At 43.7% G+C, this 25,973-nt stretch carries 23 protein-coding genes; 19 read left to right on the plus strand and 4 right to left on the minus strand.

All coding sequences use genetic code 11. The features are described 5' to 3' along the window. The first annotated feature begins 97 nt into the window (after window positions 1-97). The 13 genes from argS (at window position 98) to B2248_RS11160 (ending at window position 11,915) form a co-directional block, all read left to right on the plus strand. Window positions 98-1,855, plus strand: a complete 1,758-nt coding sequence (argS, locus tag B2248_RS11100; protein WP_273179220.1) for an arginine--tRNA ligase — start codon at window positions 98-100, stop codon at window positions 1,853-1,855. An 11-nt stretch (window positions 1,856-1,866) separates the two neighbouring features. Continuing rightward, window positions 1,867-2,475: an SPOR domain-containing protein gene (locus tag B2248_RS11105; protein WP_007144231.1), complete on the plus strand. Its 609-nt coding sequence runs from the start codon at window positions 1,867-1,869 to the stop codon at window positions 2,473-2,475. A gap of 102 nt (window positions 2,476-2,577) precedes the next feature. Further along, window positions 2,578-3,852, plus strand: a complete 1,275-nt coding sequence (locus tag B2248_RS11110; RefSeq protein WP_273179222.1) for a formylmethanofuran dehydrogenase subunit B — start codon at window positions 2,578-2,580, stop codon at window positions 3,850-3,852. Window positions 3,853-3,865: 13 nt separating this feature from the next. Beyond that, window positions 3,866-5,533, plus strand: coding sequence for a formylmethanofuran dehydrogenase subunit A (locus B2248_RS11115; protein ID WP_007144229.1), 1,668 nt, complete (start codon window positions 3,866-3,868; stop codon window positions 5,531-5,533). Continuing rightward, window positions 5,530-6,429, plus strand: a complete 900-nt coding sequence (fhcD, locus tag B2248_RS11120) for a formylmethanofuran--tetrahydromethanopterin N-formyltransferase (protein WP_007144228.1) — start codon at window positions 5,530-5,532, stop codon at window positions 6,427-6,429. The genes B2248_RS11115 and fhcD overlap by 4 nt, the downstream gene beginning before the upstream one ends. Beyond that, window positions 6,426-7,241: a formylmethanofuran dehydrogenase subunit C gene (locus B2248_RS11125; RefSeq protein ID WP_273179225.1), complete on the plus strand. Its 816-nt coding sequence runs from the start codon at window positions 6,426-6,428 to the stop codon at window positions 7,239-7,241. Before fhcD ends, B2248_RS11125 begins: the two co-directional genes overlap by 4 nt. A 90-nt stretch (window positions 7,242-7,331) precedes the next feature. Further along, the gene (locus B2248_RS11130) at window positions 7,332-8,336 is read left to right on the plus strand and encodes a class 1 fructose-bisphosphatase (protein ID WP_273179228.1); all 1,005 of its coding nucleotides are present in this window, start codon (window positions 7,332-7,334) and stop codon (window positions 8,334-8,336) included. A gap of 36 nt (window positions 8,337-8,372) precedes the next feature. Continuing rightward, window positions 8,373-8,846 (plus strand): DUF4124 domain-containing protein, encoded by a 474-nt coding sequence (locus tag B2248_RS11135; protein ID WP_273179231.1) that lies wholly within the window; start codon window positions 8,373-8,375, stop codon window positions 8,844-8,846. A 22-nt stretch (window positions 8,847-8,868) separates the two neighbouring features. Next, window positions 8,869-9,336: a DM13 domain-containing protein gene (locus tag B2248_RS11140; protein ID WP_273179234.1), complete on the plus strand. Its 468-nt coding sequence runs from the start codon at window positions 8,869-8,871 to the stop codon at window positions 9,334-9,336. A gap of 51 nt (window positions 9,337-9,387) precedes the next feature. Next, entirely contained in the window at window positions 9,388-10,410 is a 1,023-nt protein-coding gene (locus B2248_RS11145; protein ID WP_273179237.1) for an alpha/beta fold hydrolase, read from the plus strand. A 4-nt stretch (window positions 10,411-10,414) separates the two neighbouring features. Next, window positions 10,415-10,810: an MAPEG family protein gene (locus tag B2248_RS11150; protein ID WP_273179239.1), complete on the plus strand. Its 396-nt coding sequence runs from the start codon at window positions 10,415-10,417 to the stop codon at window positions 10,808-10,810. 99 nt (window positions 10,811-10,909) lie between these two features. Further along, entirely contained in the window at window positions 10,910-11,434 is a 525-nt protein-coding gene (locus B2248_RS11155; RefSeq protein WP_007144221.1) for a lipocalin family protein, read from the plus strand. Between the two features lie 49 nt (window positions 11,435-11,483). After that, window positions 11,484-11,915: an MgtC/SapB family protein gene (locus B2248_RS11160; RefSeq protein ID WP_273179241.1), complete on the plus strand. Its 432-nt coding sequence runs from the start codon at window positions 11,484-11,486 to the stop codon at window positions 11,913-11,915. A gap of 19 nt (window positions 11,916-11,934) precedes the next feature. Here the strand turns inward: B2248_RS11160 and B2248_RS11165 are convergent, their stop codons facing one another. Then, a complete protein-coding gene (locus tag B2248_RS11165; RefSeq protein WP_273179244.1) occupies window positions 11,935-12,285 on the minus strand; it encodes a VOC family protein in 351 nt (116 codons plus the stop codon). Window positions 12,286-12,490: 205 nt separating this feature from the next. On the opposite strand from B2248_RS11165, the gene B2248_RS11170 reads away from it, so the two are divergent. The 4 genes from B2248_RS11170 to B2248_RS11185 all read left to right on the plus strand — a co-directional run bounded on the left by B2248_RS11170 (window position 12,491) and on the right by B2248_RS11185 (window position 17,123). Further along, window positions 12,491-13,039, plus strand: coding sequence for a sigma-70 family RNA polymerase sigma factor (locus tag B2248_RS11170; protein WP_273179247.1), 549 nt, complete (start codon window positions 12,491-12,493; stop codon window positions 13,037-13,039). After that, window positions 13,039-14,040, plus strand: coding sequence for a FecR family protein (locus tag B2248_RS11175; RefSeq protein ID WP_273179248.1), 1,002 nt, complete (start codon window positions 13,039-13,041; stop codon window positions 14,038-14,040). The genes B2248_RS11170 and B2248_RS11175 overlap by 1 nt, the downstream gene beginning before the upstream one ends. Before the next feature lie 72 nt (window positions 14,041-14,112). Continuing rightward, the gene (locus tag B2248_RS11180) at window positions 14,113-16,500 is read left to right on the plus strand and encodes a TonB-dependent receptor (protein WP_273179249.1); all 2,388 of its coding nucleotides are present in this window, start codon (window positions 14,113-14,115) and stop codon (window positions 16,498-16,500) included. A gap of 182 nt (window positions 16,501-16,682) precedes the next feature. Continuing rightward, window positions 16,683-17,123 (plus strand): GNAT family N-acetyltransferase, encoded by a 441-nt coding sequence (locus B2248_RS11185; protein ID WP_273179250.1) that lies wholly within the window; start codon window positions 16,683-16,685, stop codon window positions 17,121-17,123. Window positions 17,124-17,175: 52 nt separating this feature from the next. Here the strand turns inward: B2248_RS11185 and B2248_RS11190 are convergent, their stop codons facing one another. The 3 genes from B2248_RS11190 to B2248_RS11200 form a co-directional block, all read right to left on the minus strand. Next, window positions 17,176-20,319: an efflux RND transporter permease subunit gene (locus B2248_RS11190; RefSeq protein ID WP_273179252.1), complete on the minus strand. Its 3,144-nt coding sequence runs from the start codon at window positions 20,317-20,319 to the stop codon at window positions 17,176-17,178. Between the two features lie 12 nt (window positions 20,320-20,331). After that, window positions 20,332-21,414 (minus strand): efflux RND transporter periplasmic adaptor subunit, encoded by a 1,083-nt coding sequence (locus B2248_RS11195; RefSeq protein WP_273179255.1) that lies wholly within the window; start codon window positions 21,412-21,414, stop codon window positions 20,332-20,334. Window positions 21,415-21,660: 246 nt separating this feature from the next. Continuing rightward, complete coding sequence (locus tag B2248_RS11200) at window positions 21,661-22,962, minus strand: DEAD/DEAH box helicase (protein ID WP_273179258.1); 1,302 nt, start codon at window positions 22,960-22,962, stop codon at window positions 21,661-21,663. Window positions 22,963-23,260: 298 nt separating this feature from the next. Between B2248_RS11200 and B2248_RS11205 the strand changes: the two genes are divergently transcribed. Together B2248_RS11205 and ycaO are read left to right on the plus strand one after the other, a co-directional pair. Next, complete coding sequence (locus B2248_RS11205) at window positions 23,261-23,989, plus strand: plastocyanin/azurin family copper-binding protein (protein WP_007144211.1); 729 nt, start codon at window positions 23,261-23,263, stop codon at window positions 23,987-23,989. A gap of 68 nt (window positions 23,990-24,057) precedes the next feature. After that, complete coding sequence (ycaO, locus tag B2248_RS11210) at window positions 24,058-25,809, plus strand: 30S ribosomal protein S12 methylthiotransferase accessory factor YcaO (RefSeq protein WP_273179261.1); 1,752 nt, start codon at window positions 24,058-24,060, stop codon at window positions 25,807-25,809. The last annotated feature ends 164 nt before the right edge of the window (window positions 25,810-25,973 follow it).

Genomic DNA, 25,973 nt, shown 5'->3' on the forward strand with positions numbered 1-25,973 from the left:
ACCACCTAAAAACGATAACGAAACAAGGATGTAATCCAAGCGGATGATCGGGTAAAATGCGCGACACTATTCAAATTGCATTCAAGGTTCATCAACGTTGAAAAATCAACTGAAAAACCTGCTTGGTCAGGCTTTATCTTCATTTACTCAGAAACATGCTTTAGAGTTTGATCTACCTGAGATTCAGATAGAACGAACCAAAGATAAATCTCATGGTGATTTTGCTTCAAATATTGCGATGATGTTGGCAAAACCAGCCAAAATGAATCCACGACAAATTGCGACAGAAATTCTCGAAGCATTACCTAAAACCGACTTTGTCACAAACGTCGAAATTGCCGGACCTGGATTTATTAATTTTTTCCTCTCTGCTGAAGCGAATCAACAAGTCATCAAAGATGTGCTTGACCTGGGTGAAAAGTTCGGTTTAAGCCAGGTAGGTCAGGGTAAAAAAGTACAAGTTGAATATGTCTCAGCTAACCCAACAGGTCCTTTACATGTCGGTCATGGGCGTGGTGCAGCTTATGGTTCTGTTGTTAGTAGTCTGTTATCTGCCGCTGGCTTTGATGTGCATCGTGAATATTACGTCAACGATGCTGGCCGCCAGATGGATATTCTGGCTACTAGTGTCTGGCTTCGTTACCTTGATGAATGTGGTGAAGTGTTTACCTTCCCATGTAATGGCTATCAAGGTGAATATGTTCGCACCATCGCCGCAGAGTTAAAAACGGAGTATGGAAATCAATTTTTGCTGTCTGCCAGTCAGGTTTTTGAGGATATCCCTGCTGATGAACCTGATGGCGGCGATAAAGAAATGCATATTGATGCCTTAACCAATAAAGCCAAAAGCTTATTAGGTGAAGCCAATTATCGGATTGTTTTTGATAAAGGCTTAAATGCCATCCTCAATGACATTCGTGATGATCTGGCTGAGTTTGGTACCGAATATGATGAATGGTTTTCTGAGCGTTCATTAGTTGAATCCGGTGATGTAGATAAAGCTGTTGAAATGCTGAAACAAGCTGGTCATCTCTACCAGGACAAAGGTGCATGGTGGTTTAAATCCACAGATTTTGGTGATGAAAAAGATCGCGTTGTTGTGCGTGATAATGGTCAGGCCACCTATTTCGCTTCTGATATTGCTTATCACCTCAATAAATATCAACGTGGCTTCGATCGCATCATTGATATCTGGGGTGCTGATCATCATGGTTATATTCCGCGTGTTAAAGCGGCTGTGGAGTCAATGCAGCTTGATGCGGATAAATTAAATGTCTTGCTGGTGCAATTTGCTGTGCTGTACCGGGGAACTGAAAAAGTAGGTATGTCTACTCGCAGTGGTGAGTTTGTCACTCTTCGTGAATTACGCAATGAAGTTGGCAAAGATGCAGCGCGTTTCTTTTATGTAATGCGTGGTGCTGATCAGCATATGGATTTTGATCTGGAACTGGCCAAATCACAGAGCAACGATAATCCGGTGTATTACGTCCAGTATGCCCATGCACGTGTCTGCAGTGTTTTTAGACAACTGGCTGAACGTGGACACAACTGGGATGCAGAAGCGGCAAAACAACATTTAGCTAAGTTGACTGAGCCTCATGAAGAAGCTCTGATGAGCATGTTATCGCGTTATCCTGAGTTTCTGGAAACAGCCGCGTTAAACCATACACCACATCTACTGGCACATTATCTTACTGATTTAGCTCGTGATTTCCACACTTACTACAATGCACATCAGTTTATTGTGGATGATATGGAATTGAGTCAGGCTCGTTTATTACTTGTATCTGCAGTCAGACAAGTGATTAAAAATGCATTGTCTGTTATGGGTGTTTCTGCGCCTGAGTCTATGTAAGAGGTTGAACATTGGCGGCAAAAAGAAATACACGTAACGATTCATCATCACGCTCCCTGCCATGGGGGCCGATGTTATTGAGCTTTGCTGTAGGCGCATTTGTGATGTTTTTATTGCATCTCAAAGATAATGTTCCAGCAGATAAGTCTGGCAGTGTAAAAACAACCGAGTCGAAGCAAAAACAAAAGCCTGCAAAAAAAGAAGGGGTGGAACCCACATTTGATTTTTATACCTTACTTCCTGAGATGGAAGTCATGGTGGATAAAAAAAATCAGGGGTCTCAGCCTATCGTGACTTCGCCTTCTGATGACTCAGATGCAGCAGAAGCCACTATTGGTAGTGAAACGGGCAGTGAAACGCAACCCTCTGCTGAAGCTGATGTCAGTTATATGTTGCAAGTTGGCTCGTTCAAGCGGGCAAGTGACGCTGATGGTTTCAGGGCCAAATTAGCCTTATTAGGTATTGAGTCTAAAGTTCAGAGCGTTACTATAGACAATAAAGATACGTGGCATCGCGTTCAGGTGGGTCCTATTGCTGGGCGTAGTAAAGCTGATGCATTGCAGAAGCAGTTACGTGATAACAATATTGACTCACTACTTTTGCGAGCCAAACATAATTGATAATAGAAAGTTGAATTAATTCGTGACTGTCATGGTCCCGGCTGTTTATTATCAAGCGCTACTGATTTCAGTTTTGTAATTTGAGTAATTGAGGACACCGACATGACGGACAATACAGCAGCTCACATCTTTGAAGATGTAGTGAGTCCTTTTTGTGGTATTGCTTCCGATGATTTAGTCATTGAAGTTAAAGGCAATACTGTCACGGTGAGAGAAAATGGCGATGCGGTCACCAAACCAGGCTTTGAGACACCGATAACCGATCTTTCACCACGAATAAAAGGTCAGGATGTTTCATTTGAACAAGCAGTTAACCATATCGCGAGTTTGCTGAAATCAAGCAAACAGCCGCTGATTAGTGGTATGGCTACTGATTTAAACGGTGCTCGTGCAGCGATGGCCGTGGCTGATGCGACACGGGCAACAGTTGACAGTTTTTATTCTGATAATGCCTTTAAAAATATTCTGGTGCTGCAAGACACCGGCTATATGACAACCACGCTGACCGAAGTCAGAAATCGTGTAGATTTACTTATCGTTGTCAGTAGTGATATTGAAAAAGGCTTTCCCCGTTTTTATGAACGCATGGTCTGGCCACAAGAAAGTATGTTCGGCCAGGATATTGAATCTCGCGAAGTGATTTATCTAGGTAAGGCGCCTTCAGGTGATGCTTCCACCTCACCAGCAGGTAAAAAAGCAGCTGTTCTGCCTTGCGATACAGATGATTTACCCGAGGTGATTTCAGTATTACGTGCTCTGGTAAAAGGTAAATCTGTTCAGGCTGAAACAGTTGGTGGTATTGTTGTATCAGAACTTGCCAATTTGGCTGAAAAAATTAAAGCTGCTAAATATTCTGTTCTGACCTGGTCTGGTTCTGAAATGAGCATGGATCACGCTGAAGCCACTATTCAAAACCTGTGTGAAATGATCAAAGAGGTCAATGAAAAAACACGCTGCAATGGTTTGATGTTAGGCGGTAAGGATGGGGATACAACGGTGAATGCTGTGTCATCCTGGCAGGCAGGTTACCCAATGCGAACCAGCTTCAGTCGCAATATGCCCGACTATGATCCGTATTTGAACCGTGGACAACGCATGTTGGATGAAGGCGAGGTGGATTGTCTGGTTTGGATTTCCAGTTTCAATACCCAATTAACGCCACCAAAAACAGACGCACCAACAATTGTTTTAGGCCGCTCTGGTATGACATTTGATAATGAGCCTGAAGTCTTTATCCCGGTGGGTGTTCCTGGTATTGATCATGTCGGTCGTACTTTCCGCTGTGATAGTTCTGTGTCACTACCACTCAAAAAATTACGTGACAGTGGCTTGCCAAGCACTTATGACGTGCTGACTGCTGTTGAGAAAGCCCTGTAAACGGAGAAAAAATATGCTGACTAAATTAACAGGTGGACGCATTTTTGACCCAGAACATGGGCAAAATGATGTGGTGAGAGATATTTATATCCGTGATGGTCGCATCGTTGATGCACCGGCGGATGGTAAAGTTGATGAAGAAATTGATGTTCGTGGCAAAGTCATTATGTCGGGTGCAATTGATATGCACACCCATATTGGTGGTGGTAAGGTCAATATTGCCCGTACCATGCTGCCGGAAGATCATGCGGAATCGTTAATTGAACGTACCGAGTTAATGCGAAGTGGGTGTGGCCATGCTGCACCAAGCACATTAACCACCGGTTATCGTTATGCCGAAATGGGTTACACAGCCGGTTTTGAGCCTGCAGTGATGCCAGTTAATGCTCGCCAGGCGCATATGGAAATGCATGACACACCGATTATTGATAAAGGTGGTTATGCCATGCTGGGAAGTGATGACTTCCTGTTACGCATGATGGCCGCCAATGAAGATCAGGAAGCGATTAATAACTATGTTGCCTGGACATTAACTCACAGTCAGGCGATTGGTCTGAAAGTGGTTAATCCTGGCGGTATTAACGCATTCAAATTCAATCAACGTAAGTTGGATCTGGATGAGAAAAATAGTTTTTATAACGTTTCTCCACGTGAGATTTTACAACGCCTATCTCGTGCGGTGACGGAACTGGGTGTTCCTCATCCATTACACGTACATGGTTGTAATCTTGGTGTGCCAGGAAATAAAGATACTACCCTCGATACTATTCAAGGTATTGAAGGCCTGCCGATGCATCTAACCCATATTCAGTTCCATAGTTATGGCACAGAAGGTGACTTTAAATTCTCATCCGGTGCTGCAGAGATTGCAGAAGCGATTAACAGAAACAAAAATATCACCGTCGACGTGGGTCAGATTCTGTTTGGCCAGACAGTCACTGCCTCTGGCGATAATATGCGTCAGTTTGATGGCAGCAAACATGCCCACCCCAATAAATGGGTGTGTATGGATATTGAATGTGATGGTGGTTGTGGTGTTGTACCGTTCAAATATAAAGATCAAAGTTTTGTAAATGCTTTGCAGTGGATGATTGGTCTGGAAACCTTCCTGATGGTGGATGATCCATGGCGCATATTCCTGACCACAGACCACCCGAATGGTGCACCTTTTACCAGCTATCCTCATTTGATTAAGTTGTTGATGGATAAATCATTCCGTAACGATATGCTGTCTACCCTGCATCCGGAAGCACAAAATGCCACGCATTTAGCGTCTTTAGATCGCGAATACAGTCTTTACGATATTGCGATTATGACGCGTGCCGGTGCAGCAAAACTGGTCGGTTTGTCTGATCGTGGTCATTTAGGTGTAGGCGCTGCAGCGGATATCACCGTGTATACCGATCATGCTGATCGTGAAAAAATGTTCACTTCACCGGATTATGTGTTTAAAGATGGCAATATCGTTGTGAAAAATGGTGAGCTGGTTAAAGTCACCTGGGGGACGACTCATGTGGTCAAACCTGAATACGATAAAGGCATTGAAAAACCATTAAAAGAATACTTCGATAAATATCACACCATGACGATGGGTAACTTCAAAATCAGTGATGATGAAATCGTGGATGATGGCCGCGGAAGCTTGACCGTACAGCCGTTGAAAAAAGGAGGCAAGTTATGATTATCAACGGCGTCACTATAGACGAGACGTTTGCTGAAGCTTTTCCGATGAAAGGCACTCGGCTGATTATTACGGCATTAAATGCCAAGTGGGCCATGATTTCGGCACAGGCATTTACCGGCTTTGCTACCTCTGTTATTGCCTGTGGTTGTGAAGCGGGTATTGAGCGTGAATTGGATCCAAGTGAAACACCAGATGGTCGCCCAGGCGTCTCTGTGCTTATCTTTGCTATGGGCGGTAAAGGCCTTGCAAAACAAGTAGAAACACGTGCTGGCCAATGTATTTTGACTTCACCGACTTCAGCCTTATTTTCTGGTCTGGATAACAGCGAAAAAGAAATTGCTCTAGGTCAAAACCTGCGTTATTTCGGTGATGGTTTCCAGATTTCAAAAATGATTGATGGCAAACGCTACTGGCGTATTCCTGTGATGGATGGTGAATTTTTAACACAGGAAAAAACCGGTGTGCATGACTCGGTCGGTGGTGGTAACTTCCTGGTATTGGCAGAATCACAAGCTCAGGCTTTAGCTGCCTGTGAAGCGGCTATCGAAGAGATGAGAAAAATTCCAAACGTCATCATGCCTTTCCCTGGTGGGGTTGTACGGTCCGGTTCTAAAGTGGGCTCTAAATTTAAAGCCTTAAACGCATCGACCAATGATGCCTTCTGCCCGACCCTGAAAGGTCAGACTAAGAGTGATTTATCACCAGAAGTTGAATCGGTCATGGAAATTGTTATTGACGGCCTAACCAAAGAAGATATTGATAAAGCGATGCGAGTGGGTATTCAAGCTGTGTGTGACTTGGGCGCTGAAAACGGTATTCGTCGAATCAGTGCGGGTAACTACGGCGGTAAATTAGGCCCATATCACTTCCACTTGCAGGAGATTATGGCATGAGTGCATTAACATTCACGTTAAAAACGTCACCTGCACAGCGGGTGGATTGTTCACCATTAACAGCGGATAAACTGGCTGATAAAACAGCTGCTGAGATTGCAGCGATCACCTTAGTTGTCGGTAATCAAAAAGTCCGTACCGATGAAATTTTTGATATTCAAGGTGAGGATGTCGCGAATATTCATTTTGCTAAAGCTACAGACAAACTGGACCATATAGGTCATGCCATGGCTACGGGTAAAATCACGGTTGATGGTGATGCCGGGGCTTATCTTGGTCAGTTTATGGCAGCCGGTGACATCGTTATTAACGGCAACACTGGGGTTTATACAGCCTGTGAAATGAAAGGTGGCACCATTAAAATTAATGGTAATGCCGGTGATTTCCTGGGTGGTGCACGCATTGGTTATAAAAATGGCATGACTGGTGGTACTGTGATCGTGACAGGTAATACAGGTGCACGAACCGGTGATCATATGCGTCGTGGGTACATCTTCATTGAAGGTAATGCCGGTGATTATTGTGGTTCAAGAATGGTGTCTGGCACGATTGCTGTGTTAGGAAAAGTCGGTAAGCATTTTGGTTACGCGATGAAACGCGGCACTTTATTACTGACATCAGCACCGGAACAAGGTATTTCTGCTAACTTTAATGACTGTGGTTCACATACATTAGCCTTTTTGCCGCTGATGTTTGCGTCATTTAAAAAGTTTGATACCAAATTTGCTGAAATTGAACCTTTTTCACGTGTTCAACGTTATGCTGGTGATGTTTCCGGTATAGGCATGGGTGAGATTTTAATTAAAATTTAAACCTTAAAAACCCGGCTTCAGGCCGGGTTTCTTTTCTCTCCGTGTTAGAAATGGTGATAGCTTTAATGTGTTAATAACGGAGACGTTTCTATGTCTGATATCGGACAATCAGTTAATCAATTCCTTGTTGAAACGCAGCGTGCTCATCCTTCCGCTACAGGTGATTTAACCGAGCTGTTAAATGATGTTATCAGTGCCTGTAAAAAAATCGCGAATCTGGTTAACCGTAGCAGTATTTTAGGCCTTGAAGGTTATGCCAGCAGTAATAATGTGCAGGGTGAACACCAGAAAAAACTCGATATTCTGACCAATGATGTCATGGTTGAGCATTTAAACTGGACAGGCCACCTTGCTGCCATGGTGTCAGAAGAAATTGATGACATTATCTCTATTTCTGAGGATTACCCCAAGGGTAAGTACTTACTCTGTTTTGACCCGTTAGATGGCTCCAGTAATGTCGATATCAATCTGAGTGTGGGTACCATCTTTTCGGTATTACGCTGTCCTGAAGATATCAAAAAACCAAGCCACGAACATTTTTTGCAAAAAGGCACAGAGCAAGTTTGTGCCGGATTTTGTGTGTATGGTCCGAGCACGATGCTGATTCTTACCACGGGCTTTGGAGTGAATGGTTTTACCTTAGATAGAGAGGTCGGCGAGTTTATTTTGACGCATCCCAATATGCAGATTCCTGAGGATACCGCCGAGTTTGCCATTAATATGTCGAACCAGCGCTATTGGCAGTCGCCTGTTAAACGTTATATTGATGAATGTGTTCAGGGTGTTGATGGTGTGCGTGAAAAGAATTTCAATATGCGTTGGAATGCTTCAATGGTGGCGGAGGTCTATCGCATTTTGACACGCGGTGGCATTTTTATGTATCCACTTGATAGTCGGATTGCACAGCAGGGAGGAAAGTTACGCCTGATGTACGAAGCTAATCCGATGAGTTTTATCATTGAGCAAGCGGGTGGTGTCAGCAGCACGGGCACACAGCGTATTATGGACCTGCAACCAGAATCTATCCACCAGCGTGTCCCGGTCTTTCTTGGCTCAAAAAATGAAGTGGAAAGGGTGGTTTCCTATCATAAGTAAGCGTTATCGCTATAAAAGGGATTTTAGGAGCAATGGATGTCGCGACTTATATTATTAATCAGTCTTTGTTTTGGATTAGCAGTTCAGGCAGACATTTATAAATGTCATGATAATGGACAAGTTCATTATCAGGATAAGCCCTGTAATGCTCAGTCTGAAAAAGTCGAAATCAAACTTCACCAACCTTCGAAACAAGATATTGAACAACAAAACAAGCTAACCGCTGCATATAACGAAAATTCACGTATTTACCAGATAAATATGCTCAAGCAAGAAAACAGGGCATTGCAAAAACAAAAAATCGCGTTGGAAAAAGAAAACAAAGCAAGATATGACGAGTTGCAGAATCAAACCTATGATGTAGGAAATGGGATGATCGCCACTCGTGACCCGGCATTATTGGAAAATATGCGTGGGATAGTTGAGCAGCATGTACAGCAGCTTAAAAGCCTTCAGCAGGAAATAGATAACAATAAACGACAGATAAAAGCGCTTTCTGCACAACAGTAACGTGGTTAAAGGGGGGGAACCCATGAAAAAGCTATTATTACTGATAACGCATGGAATGATGTTGGTACTTGGTTTTGGTTTAGGTATTTATGCTTTACCCATACTGACACAACCGGATAAACCGTCTATGACGGAGATTGGTCAAGTTGCGACATCAGCATTATTTACTGGCCAGTTTGAGCGCGATCTTGAGGGAAGTGATGCCCTACATTACGGTAGTGGTACGCTATATATTAATGCTAATAAAATAGCGTTTGATGGGCAGATTTCTCCCGGTCCGGATTACAAATTATATTTATCACCCGTGTTTGTTGAGAATAAAACAGACTTTTTAGCGAATAAAGATAAGATGTTAAACATAGGTGATGTCAGAACCTTTAACGGCTTTATGCTTGATATACCAGAAGGTATTAATCCGGCAGATTACCAGGCCGTCGTGATTTGGTGTGAGCCTTTTAATCTCTTTATCACGGCGGCTAAATATCACTAATATTAATGATATTTAGCCAAAAACAACAAAGAAGCAGGTAAATAGTTAGTCATGATGAAGATATGCCATGCCATTAGTTTTATTGTTACGCTGTTATTGATCAGTTCTTCTGTCTCAGCAAATAATAAAACGGGGTTTAGATTAGAGAATTTTGATTACCCATATCCAGTTCAGTTTATGCCTCTTTCCAGCCAGAAAAAGCAGTTGGAAATGGCTTATATGGATATAAAACCGACAGCCAAAGCTAATGGGAAAACGATTGTATTGTTTCATGGTAAAAACTTCTGTGCTGCCACCTGGGGGGAGACAATTAAAGCGCTAGCGGCAGCTGGTTATCGGGTTATAGCAATGGATCAGATAGGGTTTTGTAAATCTTCAAAACCAGTTGATTATCAATACAGCTTTCATCAATTGGCAACCAATAGCTGGAATTTATTAAATAAACTGGGTATTGAAAAAGCTGTCATTGTCGGCCACTCAATGGGTGGCATGCTGGCAACACGCTATGCTTTGCTGTATCCAGATAATGTTGATGCTTTATTTTTAGTGAATCCAATCGGTCTGGAAGATTGGTTAGCTAAAGGCGTGCCATATGTGTCGATTAAAGACTGGTATAAAAACCAACTGACACTAACAACAAAGCGCGCCAGAGCCTATCAACAAAAAACATACTACGCGGGTCAATGGCGTGATGATTATCAGAAGTGGGTCGATATGCTGATGATACAGTATAGGGCGGATAAGGAAGACTCAGCCTGGTTATCTGCTATTCATTACGACATGATTTTAACGCAGCCCGTCGTACATGAATTTGATCAGCTCTCAGTGCCGACATGGCTATTTATTGGTGAGAAAGACAATACTGCTATCGGTAAAGCCTTTGTGCCAGACGATATCAAAAAACAATTGGGCAACTACCCCGTATTAGCCAGAAAAACGGCAAAAGCGATTCCTGATTCACATTTGATATTGTTTAATGATTTAGGTCATTCGCCACAGATTCAGGAACCTGAACGTTTTCAACAGGCGTTATTAAACGCATTAAACACCGTATTTTCTAAACAAAGCGAGTAGATGTATGCCGTTTATTTTATGGGTCTTATTTATCGTGGCTATTTTGCCGATGTTACTGGCTATGTTAGGTGGCTATTGCCGTTACAGGCAGTTTGGCAAGTTTGATAATCATTATCCGAGATCACAGCAAGCACACATGACCGGCTTGGGCGCACGTGTTATGGCTGCTCAGCATAATGCCTGGGAGTCACTGACTCTGTTTTCTGCTATGAGTTTACTGGCATATGCCTCTGGACTTAATCTAGCTGATTTTAGTTATCCAGCTGGCTTATTTTTACTTAGTAGAATTTTTCATCCCTTATTTTATATTCTCGATATGGATACCTATCGTTCATTGGTTTTTTTGATTGGTTTATTTAGTGCCATCTATATTGGTGTGAAAGCAATCACTGCCTTTTAGGATCCATCAGCTTATTTCTTCTTTAAGGGAAACAATAGCGTCAATTCGTGTCGTACACATATTGCTTCAGCCATAAAAATAATGAGAGGACGGTGATATATGCGGCTAATCGGCATGCTTTGTTTGTTAGTTATGAGCGTCGTAGCCTGTACAGGCACACCCAAAGGCGTCACACCTGTAGATAACTTTGTTTTAAACCGCTATCTCGGCAACTGGTACGAAGTAGCCAGACTTGATCATCGCTTTGAACGTGGTTTAAGTAATGTTACAGCGCAATATTCTTTAAAAGGGGATGGTGGCGTTAAAGTGATCAACCGCGGTTACTCGGAAGAGGATAAGGAGTGGAAACAGGCCGAAGGCAAAGCCTATTTTGTCGAAGGTCCACATACCGGACATCTTAAAGTCTCTTTTTTTGGGCCTTTTTATGGCAGTTATGTGGTATTTGAGTTAGAAGATGATTATCGTTACGCCTTTGTTTCTGGCCCAAATCACAATTATCTGTGGTTACTTTCACGGACTCCGGATGTGTCTGAAGAGGTGAAGCAACGCTTTATTAATAGAGCTAAAGCGGCGGGTTTCGATACAGATGATCTGATCTTTGTGAAACAAAAATCATTGAAATAGATTGCCGGCTAATGGCATGGTGACACTCTGCCCTTTAAGAGATGTTTTTATGCCCGAGATTAATTTTGATCAGGTTTGGTTTAATTTATATCAGATAGGTATCGCGTTTATGCTCGCACTGCCTATTGCGTTTAATCGTGAATATGTAGATAGCGGCGGTGCCGGGTTAAGAACCTATCCCTTGGTGTCTATTGCCTGTTGTGCCTTTATGTTGGTAGCAATGGATGTTTATCAGGGAAGTGATGCTGAAGCGCGGGTCATGTATGGCGTGATTACCGGTATGGGATTTATTGGTGGTGGTGCCATAGTGAAAGAATCTGGTAGAGCGATGGGTACCGCTAACGCGGCCGGTATTTGGTTAACGGGTGCGATAGGTCTTTCGGTAGCTTATAGAAGGTATGAAATTGCTATCGTGTTATCGTTGATTGGTTTTTTGATATTTCAGTTTGGCAGTTATTTAAAAAGGCGTGATGAATCATAAGTTTGTCGGAGGTTATCGTTTATTCAGACCATACGGCATATTGATTGCCAGTGAGATCGGTAAAGTGAAAACGTCGTCCTCCCGGAAAAGCGAAAATGTCTTTGACAATCTGACCACCAGCGGCGTTTACGTCTTTTAGTGTTTCCTCCAGAGCGTTGCTATAGAGCACTATCAATACACTACCTGACTCTGGTGTCGCGACCAGTGGTGATCGATAAAATCCACCATCAATGCCGGCGTCTTCAATGGCGATATAGTCAGGACCATAATCAATAAATTTCCAGCCAAATGCATGAGTGAAAAAAGCTTTGGTCTTATCTAAATCCGACGATGGAATTTCAAGATAGTTAATCTTTCCTGTCTCTTTCATTATTTATCATTATCTCTGGTTATTTTATCTATTCAATGTAGATCATCCGCTTGCTTCTACACATAATTCATATCTTACTCAATGCAATAATCGCTTCATATTAACTCAGATAACGGTTTTTATTAAAAACAAAAGGTTGCATAAGGGATAGTTTTTAAATGATAATAGTTATCATTAATATCTATATATGGTTCAGCCGTTTAATATGTCGAGTAATAAACAGATTGTTTTTGATCAGCCGAGCTATAAAAACAGTTTTATTGCGTCTTTGTATGAAAATCATCACTATTGGTTGACGGGCTGGTTAAGTAAAAAATTAGGCTGTTCGCAAAACGCCAGCGATCTCACCCATGACACCTTTGTGAATGTCATCAGCAAACAAAATGACTTAACTCAAATCAGAGAACCTCGTCCCTGGTTGTTGACGATTGCCAAGCGCTTATTGATTGATAAACGTCGCCGCTTTTTATTAGAACAAGCCTATTTAGAAGAGTTAAAACTCAGCCTGGATGATGCAGAGCCAATACCATCAACAGAAGATGTTTATCTGGTCATTAATGCACTTAGTACAATCTCTGAGGCGCTGGAAACCTTACCTAGCCACGTCAGACAGGCTTTTATTCTCAGGCATATTGATGGTTTAACCCAGTCTGCCATTGGTAAAAAACTGGGTGTATCCACCACCATGGTGCAGAAGTATTTGATTCAGAGTTTAGTCGCCTGTCAGCAGGCGTTTGAAACAGAAACATTTTAATGGTCACGAGTTCATCACCTGAAGTGACAGATTCAGAAAGCATTGTCACCCAAGCGGCAGAGTGGGTTGTGTTGATGTCAGATGAAGAAAATCCACCATCAACAGCACAAAAACAAGCCTTCCTTGACTGGAGAAATCAGGATCCTCAGCATGATGAGGCGGTGGATAAGTTACAAACCCTTTTAGGTGACATCCAACAGTTTCCCCGGTCTGCATCAAAGGCTGCATTATCAGTCTCAACCAGCAAAGCATATCATCAGCATTCCTGGCAGACCTTAGCAAAAACATTTGTATTATTAATGGTTATTTTTATCCCAATGTTTGTTTGGCTACCAGATAAAGTCACGCTGATGATGGCTGATAAACAAACATCCGTCGGTGATTGGCAATCCTACACCCTGGTAGATAACTCAGTAATTATGCTCAGCAGTGATAGTGCTATTAATGTGGATTTTAATCATAGCCAGCGAACCATTCATTTATTAAAGGGAGAAATACGGGTCAAGGTAAGTAAAAATCCACAAAGACCGTTTGTCGTCAAAACAGAACACGGTAGTCTCACGGCTTTGGGTACAGAGTTTAGTGTGGATAAGCGTAGCGATTACACCTTACTGAAAGTGATCGAATCCACTGTAGCAGCCACATGTCAGCGACGAGGCTGTGATGTTAAGCCCCTTCAGCCGGGCCAGCAGATTCGTGTTTATGCTGAACATTTGGGTAAGGTTTCTGACTTTAGTATTGCTGATGCCAGTTTGATGTGGAATAAACGCCAGTTGATGGTGGATGGTATGCCGTTAAATGAGGTGCTTACTATTCTGAACCGTTTCCATAAGGGCTATTTCTATTTTGATGCTCAGCCGTTAGAGAATTATCATGTCTCAGCCGTGTTGCCGCTTGATAATCCGCAGGCGGCATTATCCTTATTAGCAGACTCATTCCCGCTAAAAGTCACTCATATCACTCCCTGGTGGACGGCTATTACTGTCGTCCCAAAAACATAAATGAAGTTAAAGGTGGTGATTTCTTTATGTCATTCGTCAGAGTAGGTAAGACAAATGAAATAAGGGAGTCTCATGTTTATTTATCGTTTTTTTTCAACAGCCTGGTTTCGCTATAGCCTTTTTGTGTTTTTATTAAGCTGGCTTTCCGTTGTGACGGCGGCAGAGAGTCAGAAAAAGCCAATTGATATTAAGGCAGGTCTTTTATCAAGTAGTCTCAACCAACTTGCCAGCCAGACAGAGATATCCATCGTGGTGAATACTGATCTGGTGAAAAACAAATCAGCAAAAGCGATTAAAGGTTTTTATACGCCGCAGAACGCTTTAGAGATGTTATTAGATGGACATAAGCTGCAGGCGGAAGATTCCGGTACAGGCTTTGTTATTAAAGCGGTGTCAGAGGATGAGGTTGTTTTAAGCGCTATTGATATAAACGCTGAAAAAGTAAAAAAGTCCTTACAAACTGAAAAATATGCTGGGGGACAGGTCGCGAAACAAGGTCGTGTCGGTATCTTGGGTAACCGTGATGTGATGGACACGCCGTTTAATATGACCAACTTTACCAGTGATTTTATCGACAATACTCAGGCCGAAACCATAGCCGATGTGGTATCAACTGATCCTTCCGTCAGAACAGCACATGTGAGTGGTGGCATGCTGGATTCTTTCCGTATTCGTGGTTTTGCTATGAATGAAGGTAACTCAGGTGATATCGCCTTTGATGGTGTCTATGGTGTGGCGTCTAATTACCGGGTGTTGGCAGATTATGTGGACAGAATTGAAGTCATAAAAGGCCCGGCATCGATGATCTATGGAATGTCACCAGATAGTAGTGTGGGTGGCAGTATCAATATCGTGCCCAAGCGCGCTCTGGATGAGGATTTAACGCGGTTGACCGCATCTTATGCTTCCGACAGCCAATTAAAAGGCCATCTTGATCTGAGTCGACGTTTTGGTGATGACGATCAATTTGGGGTTAGATTTAACGGTACGGTCAGTGATGGTCATACCGAGCGTGAAAATCAATCACGCGAAGTCGAGTCATGGGCATTAGCTTTGGATTATCAGGGCGAAAAACTGAGGATGACAGCCGATCTTATTCATCAAAAAGAGGATCTGGATGCCCCCTTACGTCATTTATGGTTAGCCAATGGTGTTGATGTGCCGTCAGCGCCGGATGGTGAACATAATATTACTCAGGATTGGGAATGGTCGAAGGTAGATGACAAGTCATTACTGCTCAAAGCGGAATACGATATCCATGACCAATTAACTTTTTTTGCAGATATCGGCGGTGGTAAAACCCGTGTATCCCGGTTATTTGGTTATCCCAGCATTACCAATGCATCGGGTGATGTCAGCGTAACACCAAGTAATGCCGATTTTAATGTGGATAGATATACCGTCAGCACTGGCTTGAGAGGCTGGTTTGATACGGGTGCGATAAATCACAATATGACTGTGCAATTAACGGAGTATCGCGATCAGCTCGAAAAAGCGACGATCAATGCCAGTTCATCCTATTTAAATAATCTCTATTCACCGACCGATCAGGCAGAGATTGTGGTCGCTAATCCGCATAATGCACCCAGAGTCAGTGAGAGTAGATTAACAGGGATAGCTTTAGCGGATACCTTGTCTGCGTTGGATGACAGAGTGCAACTAACCATTGGTGTCAGAAGACAACAGGTGGAATCAGACAGTTTCAATGCCAGTACTGGTGCCGTCACCACACACTACAATGAAAGTGCATTAACACCGATGGTGGGTGTAGTCATTAAACCCTGGGAAAATGTATCGTTTTACGCCAATCGCAGTGAGGGCTTGAGTAAAGGCGATATTGCACCCGATAGTTCAGCCAATGCGGGGGAAGTGTTTGAACCCTATAAAACCAAGCAATATGAAGTGGGTGCTAAGATTGATTTTGGTGAGTTCACATCAACAGTGAGTTTGTTCCAGATCGAAAAGCCCAGCTATCAGACGGTGAACAATATCTCATCTGTGTCAGGTGAACAACGCAACCGCGGCATCGAAATGAATGTGTTTGGACAATTAACCCCAGATGTTCGGCTATTAGGTGGTTTGATGTTACTGGATGCAGAATTAAATAAAACCAATAACCCGGCAACCCAAGGTAATACACCCGTTGGTGTTGCTGAACGTCAGGCCAATATTAGTGCTGAATGGGACATGCCCATGCTGCCTGCGTTAACCTGGACGGCAAATTTGATTTATACCGGTGAACAATACGTTAATCAGGCCAATACTCAGAAAATCCCCAGCTGGACCCGACTCGACCTGGGTGCTCGTTATGGTCTGTTGGTGGCAGGTAAAGACGTGACCGTTCGTGCCGGTATCCATAATGTCTTTGATCGTGACTACTGGTCAGGTGTGGATACCTGGAGCGGCATGGCTTACGGCGCACCACGCACATTTACCATCTCAACCAGCATCGACTTTTGAATTATCCGCCTCTCTTGTTATCAGACAAGAGAGGCGTTTTTTTCAGCATAATTTAGCTTTGGCTGTTCTGGTCACTCGGCTTCACTCTGGTGTTGCAAAGGTATAATCACGGCGTTTAATGGATACCTTTATTAAGTTTATTTTTGATAGTCATCATCCTGTTGCCGTTGTCGTTGAGAAATATGGAAATTAGAGAAATAGCTTCACAGCAAACACATGCTTTAAGAAGTCAGGTTTTGCGCCCAGGTAAACCGCTTTCTGAATGTGTCTTTGAGGGCGATGATGCTGTGACCACAAGACATTTTGCTGCCGTGGATCAAACCGAGAATATCGTTGGAATAGTATCGGTTTATCTCAACGATAATCCTTTATTGAAGCAGAGCAATAGCTATCAAATCAGAGCGATGGCAACTGCACCGGATTACCGAGGCAGAGGTGTTGGAAGCGCCTTACTGACGGCTGCGGAGCAATATGCGAAATCCCAGGGAGCAACCCTCATCTGGGCCAATGCCAGAAGTTCGGCAATCGGTTTTTATCACGGATCAGCTTATACGCTGGCTTCCGATGAGTTTATGATTTCCGGCATCGGTCCACATTATCTGGTCAGCAAACCATTGAGATAAATTCAAATAGAACAAGTGGTATTAGTTACATTCTAGTCGTTGCTTCATTAATCTATGTTTTCTTAACGGAGAAGCGTTCAGCCCAGTTTAAAACAGTGATTAACAAGCTGGGTAAAAAGGTCAGCGTGACGATCATTGAACATAAAATCCCAACCAGCACAACGATACCGACGCCGCGATAAAGCTCCGTCCCTGCACCCGGAATAAAGACCAAAGGTGCCAGACCAAACACGGTAGTGGCGGTAGACATCAAGATTGGACGCAAGCGGGTGGCAACCGCCTGATTGACTGCATCACCCACGGATACTGCTTTATCTTCCAAATTCCTTCGTGCCTGTTCAACAATCAGAATAGGGTTGTTGACGACAGTACCCAGCAAAATGACAAAACCAAGCATGGTAATCATATCGAATGGTTGAATAATCGCTGGAAGACCAAACAGGTTGAGTAATGGCCCGGCGGCATTGACTGCTGCTAAGCCGACAATACCTCCAGCAATACCTAAGGGCACGGTCGCAAGAATGAGTAGTGGATACCACCAGTGACTAAAGATAGCGACCAGCAGCAAATAAATAAGAATTAACGCAATGACAAGGTTGCCTGATAAGGATTCACGGGTAGCATCTAACTGATCAGCGGCACCCGAAATACTGATAGAAACCCCTTTAGCCACTTCCCCCTCAGCCTGCATATTTGGCAGCATTTGGGTGCGAACCTGGTTCACCGCGGTTTCCAGTGCAATTTCTCGTGGCGGAATAATCAGTAAGGTGACGGTACGACGACCATTCACACGTCGTAATTGATCACTGTCTACCGTATCAACAATATTGGCCAGCGCATTTAAGGGTAAAACCGTACCTTGTGGCGTCATGATAGGCACATTAGCCAGTGACGACAGGGTTTGGTTTTGTCCGGCGGTGCTAAAGATGAACATATCAATTTTGTCATCATTCATAAAAAACTCATCGACATAAGCGCCATCACTCAGCGCTGCTACCGTGTAACCAAAATCATCTGCAGACATATCAATCTCGGCTAGTCGATCCCAGTTCGGACGAATTTCAACTAAGGGTTGATCGAGAGACAGTGCTGAAGGTTCAGACTCGATCTGCGGATTGCCAAACAGCTTTTCAGCACGTCTCATTGCGTATTCAGCCGTGCTGTAGAGGCTTTCCTGATCGGCGCCGGAAATATCGAGATTAACAGCGCGTGTGCCGCCCTGATTGCTGGAAATAATCGAACCGCGGTTCGAGAAACCACGCATTCCTGGATATTCTTTAAACATCGACGTGAGTGCATCCATCATCGCCTGTAAATCTTGTGGACGAACAGGTTCACTCAGAATCCATATCGAGCCTGGATTAATCCGCTGAAAATAATATTTCAGTGCAGGTAAGCGGTGTTCACCGTTATCAAACTTTTGTGGATCGGCATGCAGGGCTTCACTTAAATGCTTGCGGATATCATCTGCTAATAAACGCATTTCAGGTAAGTTATAGCCAGGCGGAGCAATCATCATACTGAAGGCTTTGGGTTCCTCACCTTCAGGTAAATATTCAGCCGGTGGCAGCAGATACCAGCCAGCGCCCATGGTGCTGGTAAAAATAATCACTATCGAGAGAAAGCGTTTTAACGGTGAGGTATTGAGCCAACTGACCATTCTTAAAATTGGGCCAGGATGCTTTAAATCATTGCCATGATCACGATCATTACCAAAGCCAACCCGGGCACAGGCAGCAGGTACCACGGCAACTGCAAATAGCATAGAAGCTAAAATGGCCGTAGATATCGCAATCGCAATATCTGAATACAGCTGACCAGCTTCTTCATCAACAAATAACACGGGGGCAAACACTAATACCGTGGTCATACTGGAGGCGAGTACGGCGGTCCACACTTCTTTTACGCCGGTAATGGCCGCTTGGATCCGATCTAATCCACGTCGACGTGCCTGTTCAATACTTTCCAAGACCACAATGGTGTTATCCACGGTCATACCAATGGCAAAAGCAATCCCTGCCAGAGAGATCACATTGATCGTGCGATCAAAGGCGAGTAAACCGATAAAGGCGGCAATCGTACATACCGGCATGCCGAGTAGGCCGATAACGGTGGCTCTGCCCGAACGTAAGAATAAATACAGAATAAGTGTCGCAAGAATGGCGCCCAGAGCCAGGTTCTGCGTGACTTTTTCTACAGAGGCTTGAACATAACGAACGTCATCACCTATCAGGGAAATAGTTAAACCGTTAGGATGAAGTTGATCCTGACGGATTTCATCAATTTCTTTCAGCATGGCCTGTTTGATATCAATGACATTTGAGCCTGTTTCTCGCTTAACGGCCATGGTCAGTGCCGCTTCATCATTGACTATCGATAAACCTCGCACTTCATAATGATCCAGCCTGACTTCTGCCACGTCTTTGAGTTTGATATCCGTATTATTGCGATGAGCCAGAGTCAATTCTCGAAGGCTTTCAACATCTTTGAAACGTCCTACGGTCCGGATAAAGTAACGGCGCTTACCATCGTCAAGATCGCCGGCTGAGGTATCTCTGTTACGTTCACGAATGGCGTCTCTGACATCAGTTAAGGACAGACCTCGTTGTGCGAGTTTGGCGGGATCTATATGGATTTGTATTTGTCTTTCAGCACCACCACGAAGTTGAACTTCAGATACTCCAGGAACCCTTTCCATACGAGGTCTGACATCATCATCGATGAAATCAGTGACCATATCCATATCAAGGCTCAGTGGATTTCCGGGCAGCGGGGTAACAGCAAAATACATAAAGGCATTTTCTGAGAAAGAACTGCTATATAGCCGCGGTTGATCGACATTTTCTGGGTAATTGGAGACCTGACTGAGTGCGTTAGAAACTTCTATAAGAGTTTCATTCACATCAACCCCAAACGGAAATTCCAGCTCGATTGTAGCCTGGCCAGTATCTGCCAGTGATTCCATTCTAGCCAGATTCGGCACACTGCGCAGATAGCGTTCTTGTTCGATGAGGATTTCTTTTTCAATATCCTGTGGTGTTGCTCCTGGCCAGCCGGTAACCACGCTGATGGTTTGCACATCGAGATCAGGAATCATCTGGACTGGAATACGTTTTGCTGCGGCAATGCCCAGTACCATAATGATAAGAACGATAACCGTAAGTAGCTTTCCGTTTCTGATGGGGGCTTCAAGCATAACTAGACCTGACTATTGTTCTGAGTCAACGATGGTAACGTTTTGCCCATCACGCAGAACTTCGTTACCGCGTGTGACAACACTGTCGTCTAGTGTGATACCAGATAAAATGGTCACGCCCTGACTGCTTTGATTGCCGATGCTGACTTTATGGCGTTTGGCAATGCCATCTTTTACTACAAAGACACTGTAACCACCGTCAGGGTGTAAAAGTAATGCATCTCTGGGGATAATGATTCGCTGTTGGTTCTGTTGATTGTCATTCAAGCCAATAATAGCTTTTGCTGAGGTACCCGGTAGTAAGCTGATGTCGCCTGTATCGATAAGAATTCGTACTAAAAAGGCTCTCGCTTGTGGGTCGCTGACCGGAACAATGGCATTTATGGTCCCTTTAAAACGCTTATCAGGAAAAACATCAGGAATGACTTCCACCGCATTTTGCCGGTTAATTTCTGAAAAACGTTCCTGTGGTACTTTGACATCAAGCCGGACTTTATTGGTTGCCACCAGTTCTAGTACGGTTGTACCCCGGTTTACCCATTCACCCACTTCAGTAAGTTTAGCGCTGATAACGCCTGAAAAAGGGGCTGGTAAACGATGTCGAGTCAATTCTTCCAGAGCTGATGCTTCAGCCGCTTTTGCGGCCATAAGTGCTGCTTCGGTCAGTTTTAGATTGGATAATCGGCTGGCATTTTCACTGGCGGAGATATAGTTTTTTTCACGTAAACCTTTGGCTTCATCAACAAGCCGCTGCGCCTCATTCCGAGCCGCTTGTGCTTCAGCGGTGGCGGCTTTGGCCTGATTCAAAACTTGTTTGGACAAGGCAGGATCCAACTCGAGTAATAGTTCGCCTTTTTTTACTTTACTTCCTGCATCAACCAGAACACTCGACACCAAGCCATCAACACGTGGTGAAAGCATGGCTTGTTTTTCTGCGGTGAGTGTACCACTTAGAGTTAAGTTATCACTTACTTTCGATTTTTCTGGCGATATGACTGATACAGGAGTTTCAGCAAAGACTGTCGTGATGGTTAAAAATCCGTACAGGGCGAATAAAAATAGATAGATTGATTTTAAATAATAACTATTCTTCATATTATTCCGATATACCAAGTCGTCGCTAACTTAGGTGATAAGTCAGAGCTTAGTTCCCCGATATGTAAATATTTGTTAAGAATGGTGATACGAAGATTACATTGATTAGTGGTTTTTTACTAATACGCTAATTCAGACAAATTGAGATGGTTGATAAAGTCTTATTATGAATCCACTACTTTCTGACATAGTTGGAGTTATGCAGACGCATAGTATTGGCTAACTCTGCGTCTGAATATATCAGTCTTATCGTGGTTTTTTATTTGTTCTATTGGCAGGTTTGGCCCGTGGCGGACGACGCGCAGGTCGTTTTGCTGGCGTTGCATTATCAGCATTTGCTCTAGGTGGACGGCGTTTTGCCGGACTACGGTTAGAGGGTGCTTTTTTAGTAATGCTGTAACTATCAGGCACATCATGTGTCGGTTCAAAACCATCCACATACTCTCGTTCCAGTTTATTACCGATAAGTTTTTCGATATCTTTGAGTTGATCAATTTCATCAGCACTGACTAATGATATCGCTTCTCCAGTAGCACCAGCCCGACCTGTACGGCCAATTCTGTGAACATAATCAGCAGCCACATTGGGCAGATCAACGTTGATGACATGAGGCAGTTGATCAATATCTAACCCCCTTGCGGCAATATCTGTAGCAACTAATACCTGAATCGTATTGGACTTAAAATCAGCCAGCGCTCGTGTTCTTGCTCCCTGACTTTTATTACCGTGAATGGCCGCAGCTTTCAGGCCGTGATCTTCCAGATATTTCGTTAATTTATTGGCGCCATGTTTTGTTTTCGAAAACACTAACACCTGATACCAGTTGTTATCCTGAATGAGTTGGTTCAGTAGCGCCGGTTTTTGTTTTTTATCAACAGGAATGATCCACTGTTTCACTTTCTTAGCTGTGGTATTCGCTGGTGCAACAGAAATCTCAACTGGGTTTTTTACCAGACGTTTTGCCAGCTCGCGGATCTCATTAGAGAATGTCGCCGAAAAGAGCAAGGTCTGGCGCTTTTGCGGCAACATATTAATGATCTTGCGGATATCATGAATAAACCCCATATCCAGCATACGATCTGCCTCATCCAGCACCAAGACTTCCAGCTCATCAAAGCGAATCGCATTTTGTTGGTAAAGATCCAGAAGACGTCCAGGTGTGGCCACTAATACATCAACGCCACGGCGCATTTGCATCATTTGAGGGTTGATTTTGACACCACCAAACACCACAGCTGAACGTAAGGGTAAATATTTACCGTAAGTTTTAATGCTTTCTTCGACTTGGGCGGCGAGTTCACGCGTCGGTGTTAACACAAGGGCACGAGCCTGATTAGCGCGGGCTGGTTTGCCTTCAGACAGTTTATGCAGAAGTGGTAAGGTAAACCCTGCAGTTTTACCTGTGCCCGTTTGGGCAGCAGCCATCACATCATTACCCTGCATGATTGCAGGAATGGCTTTGGCTTGAATTGGAGAAGGGGTCGTATAACCTGATTCTGTGACGGCACGTTGCAGTGGCAGAATGAGGCCTAACTCGGAAAATGTCATAATTTACTCAATATAAAGCGTTATAGTGAAAACAGCGTCTTCGCATTATTCAGCGTGTGTCGTTGGATAAGGTTAACAGTCACGGTTTTGTTACATCGACAAAAAGTGATGTAAAAGCGGAGGTAATGCCAGAACGTCTGTTAACACATGGAACTGATTGTTTACCATGAATTCAGGTAACGACGAGTTCTATAGATGCAATTATGACAGAGTTTTAATGAGAATATTGTTTTCTCTACACTAAATCGTTAGTTGAGAATGTTATCATTCACCTATGAATTTTTATCCAGGAGGAATCATGAAGAAAAAATCGATTTTAATTGCTATTGTGATTGCGTTACTAGCAATCTTTGTTGTGGCGGCTGTCTCCACAGTGTTTGTTAACGATAGTAAAGAACGTTACGCCAATGTCTCATCTAATAAGTCCGATGATGCTGTTGCACCAGCCTCAGTTAAAGATGAATCAACACAGCCACTGGCACAAAATGAAGTCGGTGGGGTGAATGAGACAGTTACCGAGCATATGGAAGATGCGAATGAAGCTGTACCCGAAACGGTGGTAGATGAAGGCGCGATAGCAGAACCGGATACGACTGAAGAAGCGACAGCGCCGGTTGAACAAGACCAAGCAGAAGCGGCTCCTGCAGAACAAGAACAAGCCTCTGCCGAAGCAAAAACACATATCGTGACTGCGGTCGGTCTGAAGTACGAACCTTTGGTGATTCAAATTCAACCTGGCGATAAAGTCGCCTGGGAAAATATGCCTACACATGACACCCAATCTCTGGAAGGTCTGATTCCAGAAGGTGCTGAAGCATGGCATTCACAAATGGGTGAAAACTATCAGCGCACCTTCACGGTTGAAGGGATTTATGTTTACAAATGCACGCCTCACTTTGGTGCTGGCATGGGGGGGGCCATTATTGTGGGTAACCCTGTCAATCTGGATCAAATCAAAGCGGCTGATGCAAAAGGTGCAGCAGCACGTCTGGTGAAAAAAGCCATTGCTGCCGCTGAAAAAATGTAAGAAACAGCTGATGATGTCAATCAACCCTCTGCTCGTACCGGGCAGGGGGTTATTTTTTGGAAGAAATGATGACTGAGCAAACATTTATTAAGGGTAAAGATCGTGATCTGGAAACCAGTATTGCGACCATGCAAGCAAAGCTAAAGGCATTTGGTTTTGATGTGGAAGAAGCCTCGTGGCTGAATCCGGTCAGTCATGTTTATTCTGTACACATACGGGATAAAACCTGTCCGTTGATGTTTACCAATGGTAAAGGTAGCTCTGCTAAAGCCTGTTTAGCCAGTGCCTTGGGTGAGTATTTTGAGCGCCTCAGCTGTAATTACTTTTTTGCTGATTTTTATTTAGGTGAGCAGTATAGCCAGGCACCCTTTGTGCATTATCCGAATGAGCGCTGGTTTGTTTCCAATGATGGTGAGATGCCTGAAGGTTTATTAGATGAAGGCTTATGGGATCACTTTGATCCAGAAAGAACACTGACGCCAGAGAAATTATTTGATACTAACTCCGGTGCTGGTGAAAGAGGCGTATGTGCGGTGCCGTATGTGCGTCAGCGTGACTACGAAACCCTCTATTTCCCGGTGAATATCATCGGTAATATCTATGTCAGCAATGGTATGTCAGCAGGCAATACCCAGAATGAGGCTCGTGTTCAGGGTTTATCTGAAGTGTTTGAGCGTTATGTCAAAAACCATATCATCGCTGAAGGGATTTGTTTACCCGAAGTGCCACAGTATGTCATCGACCGGTTTCCTAAAATTAAAGCCGCATTAGAAGAGCTTGAGGGGCATGGTTATCACCTAAAAGTGGCTGATGCCTCACTAGGTGGTCAGTTCCCGGTGATGAACGTGACCTTGATTAATCCGAAAGATGGTTCTGTGTTTGCTTCTTTTGGTGCCCATCCCAGCTTTGAAGTGGCTTTGGAAAGAACGGTCACCGAATTACTTCAAGGGAGAAGTCTGGACCAACTGGATGTGTTCCATCCACCGACATTTGATATGGAAGAGGTGGCATCACCACAAAACCTCGAAATGCATTTTATTGATTCCAGTGGTTATGTCTCCTATGACTTCTTCCGTGATGCACCAGATTATGAATTCTATGACTGGGACCACGATGCACCTACCCGGGATGAGTTTACTTATCTGACCGATATTATTCATGCGATGGGTTTTGATATCTATATTGCCGACTATGAGCATCTGGATGTCTACGCTTGCCGTATTCTGGTGCCAGGGATGTCGGATATCTATCCAGTGGATGAATTGCTCTGGGAAAATAATAATGAAGGCGCCTTATTTCGCGAAGACTTATTATCACTGAAATTTCGTACCAAAGAGCAGTGGCGAGAGTTATTAGTGGCTTTGGAAGATGGTGGTTATAACGACCATACACCGGTTGCTCAGTTTATCGGTTTAGCGCCTGACCCTGGCACTTTGTGGTCAACCATTCGCTTAGGTGAAATCAAATTGATGTTGTGTTTGGCTTTGGAAGATGAGCAGGCATTGGAGTGGGTGGACTGGTGTTTGTCGCTGGGTCAAGGCGACGAGGCGCAATTACGCTTCTATCGCTGCTTAAAAGCGTTACTGGACATCAAGTGGGATGATGAGCGTGAATATAAAGACTATCAGCAGTATTTGGCATTAATGTACGGTGAGCAAAATGTGCAAGATGGCATCGCTATTGTTGATGCAAAAACAGTTTTCCATCAATTACATACACCTGGTCTGAGCCTGCATGGCTTTGAACGCCATAATGCACTGTTGGCTGGCTATGAAAAACTTCAGAAAGCCAAAAAAGCGTATTGGGATAAAAAGGATTAAGAGCGATTTAGAGGTGAGAGAAAAAAATTTTACATGAAACACTAACACCTTTGTAAAAATTGCTGTATATTCTCTCGCTTCTTCGGCCAACAGACGTTTTTTCGTCTGCCAAGAAGGATAGTGGAGCGGTAGTTCAGTTGGTTAGAATACCGGCCTGTCACGCC

The sequence above is a fragment of the Methylophaga sp. UBA2012 genome (assembly GCF_002335235.1).
Taxonomy (GTDB): domain Bacteria; phylum Pseudomonadota; class Gammaproteobacteria; order Nitrosococcales; family Methylophagaceae; genus Methylophaga; species Methylophaga thalassica.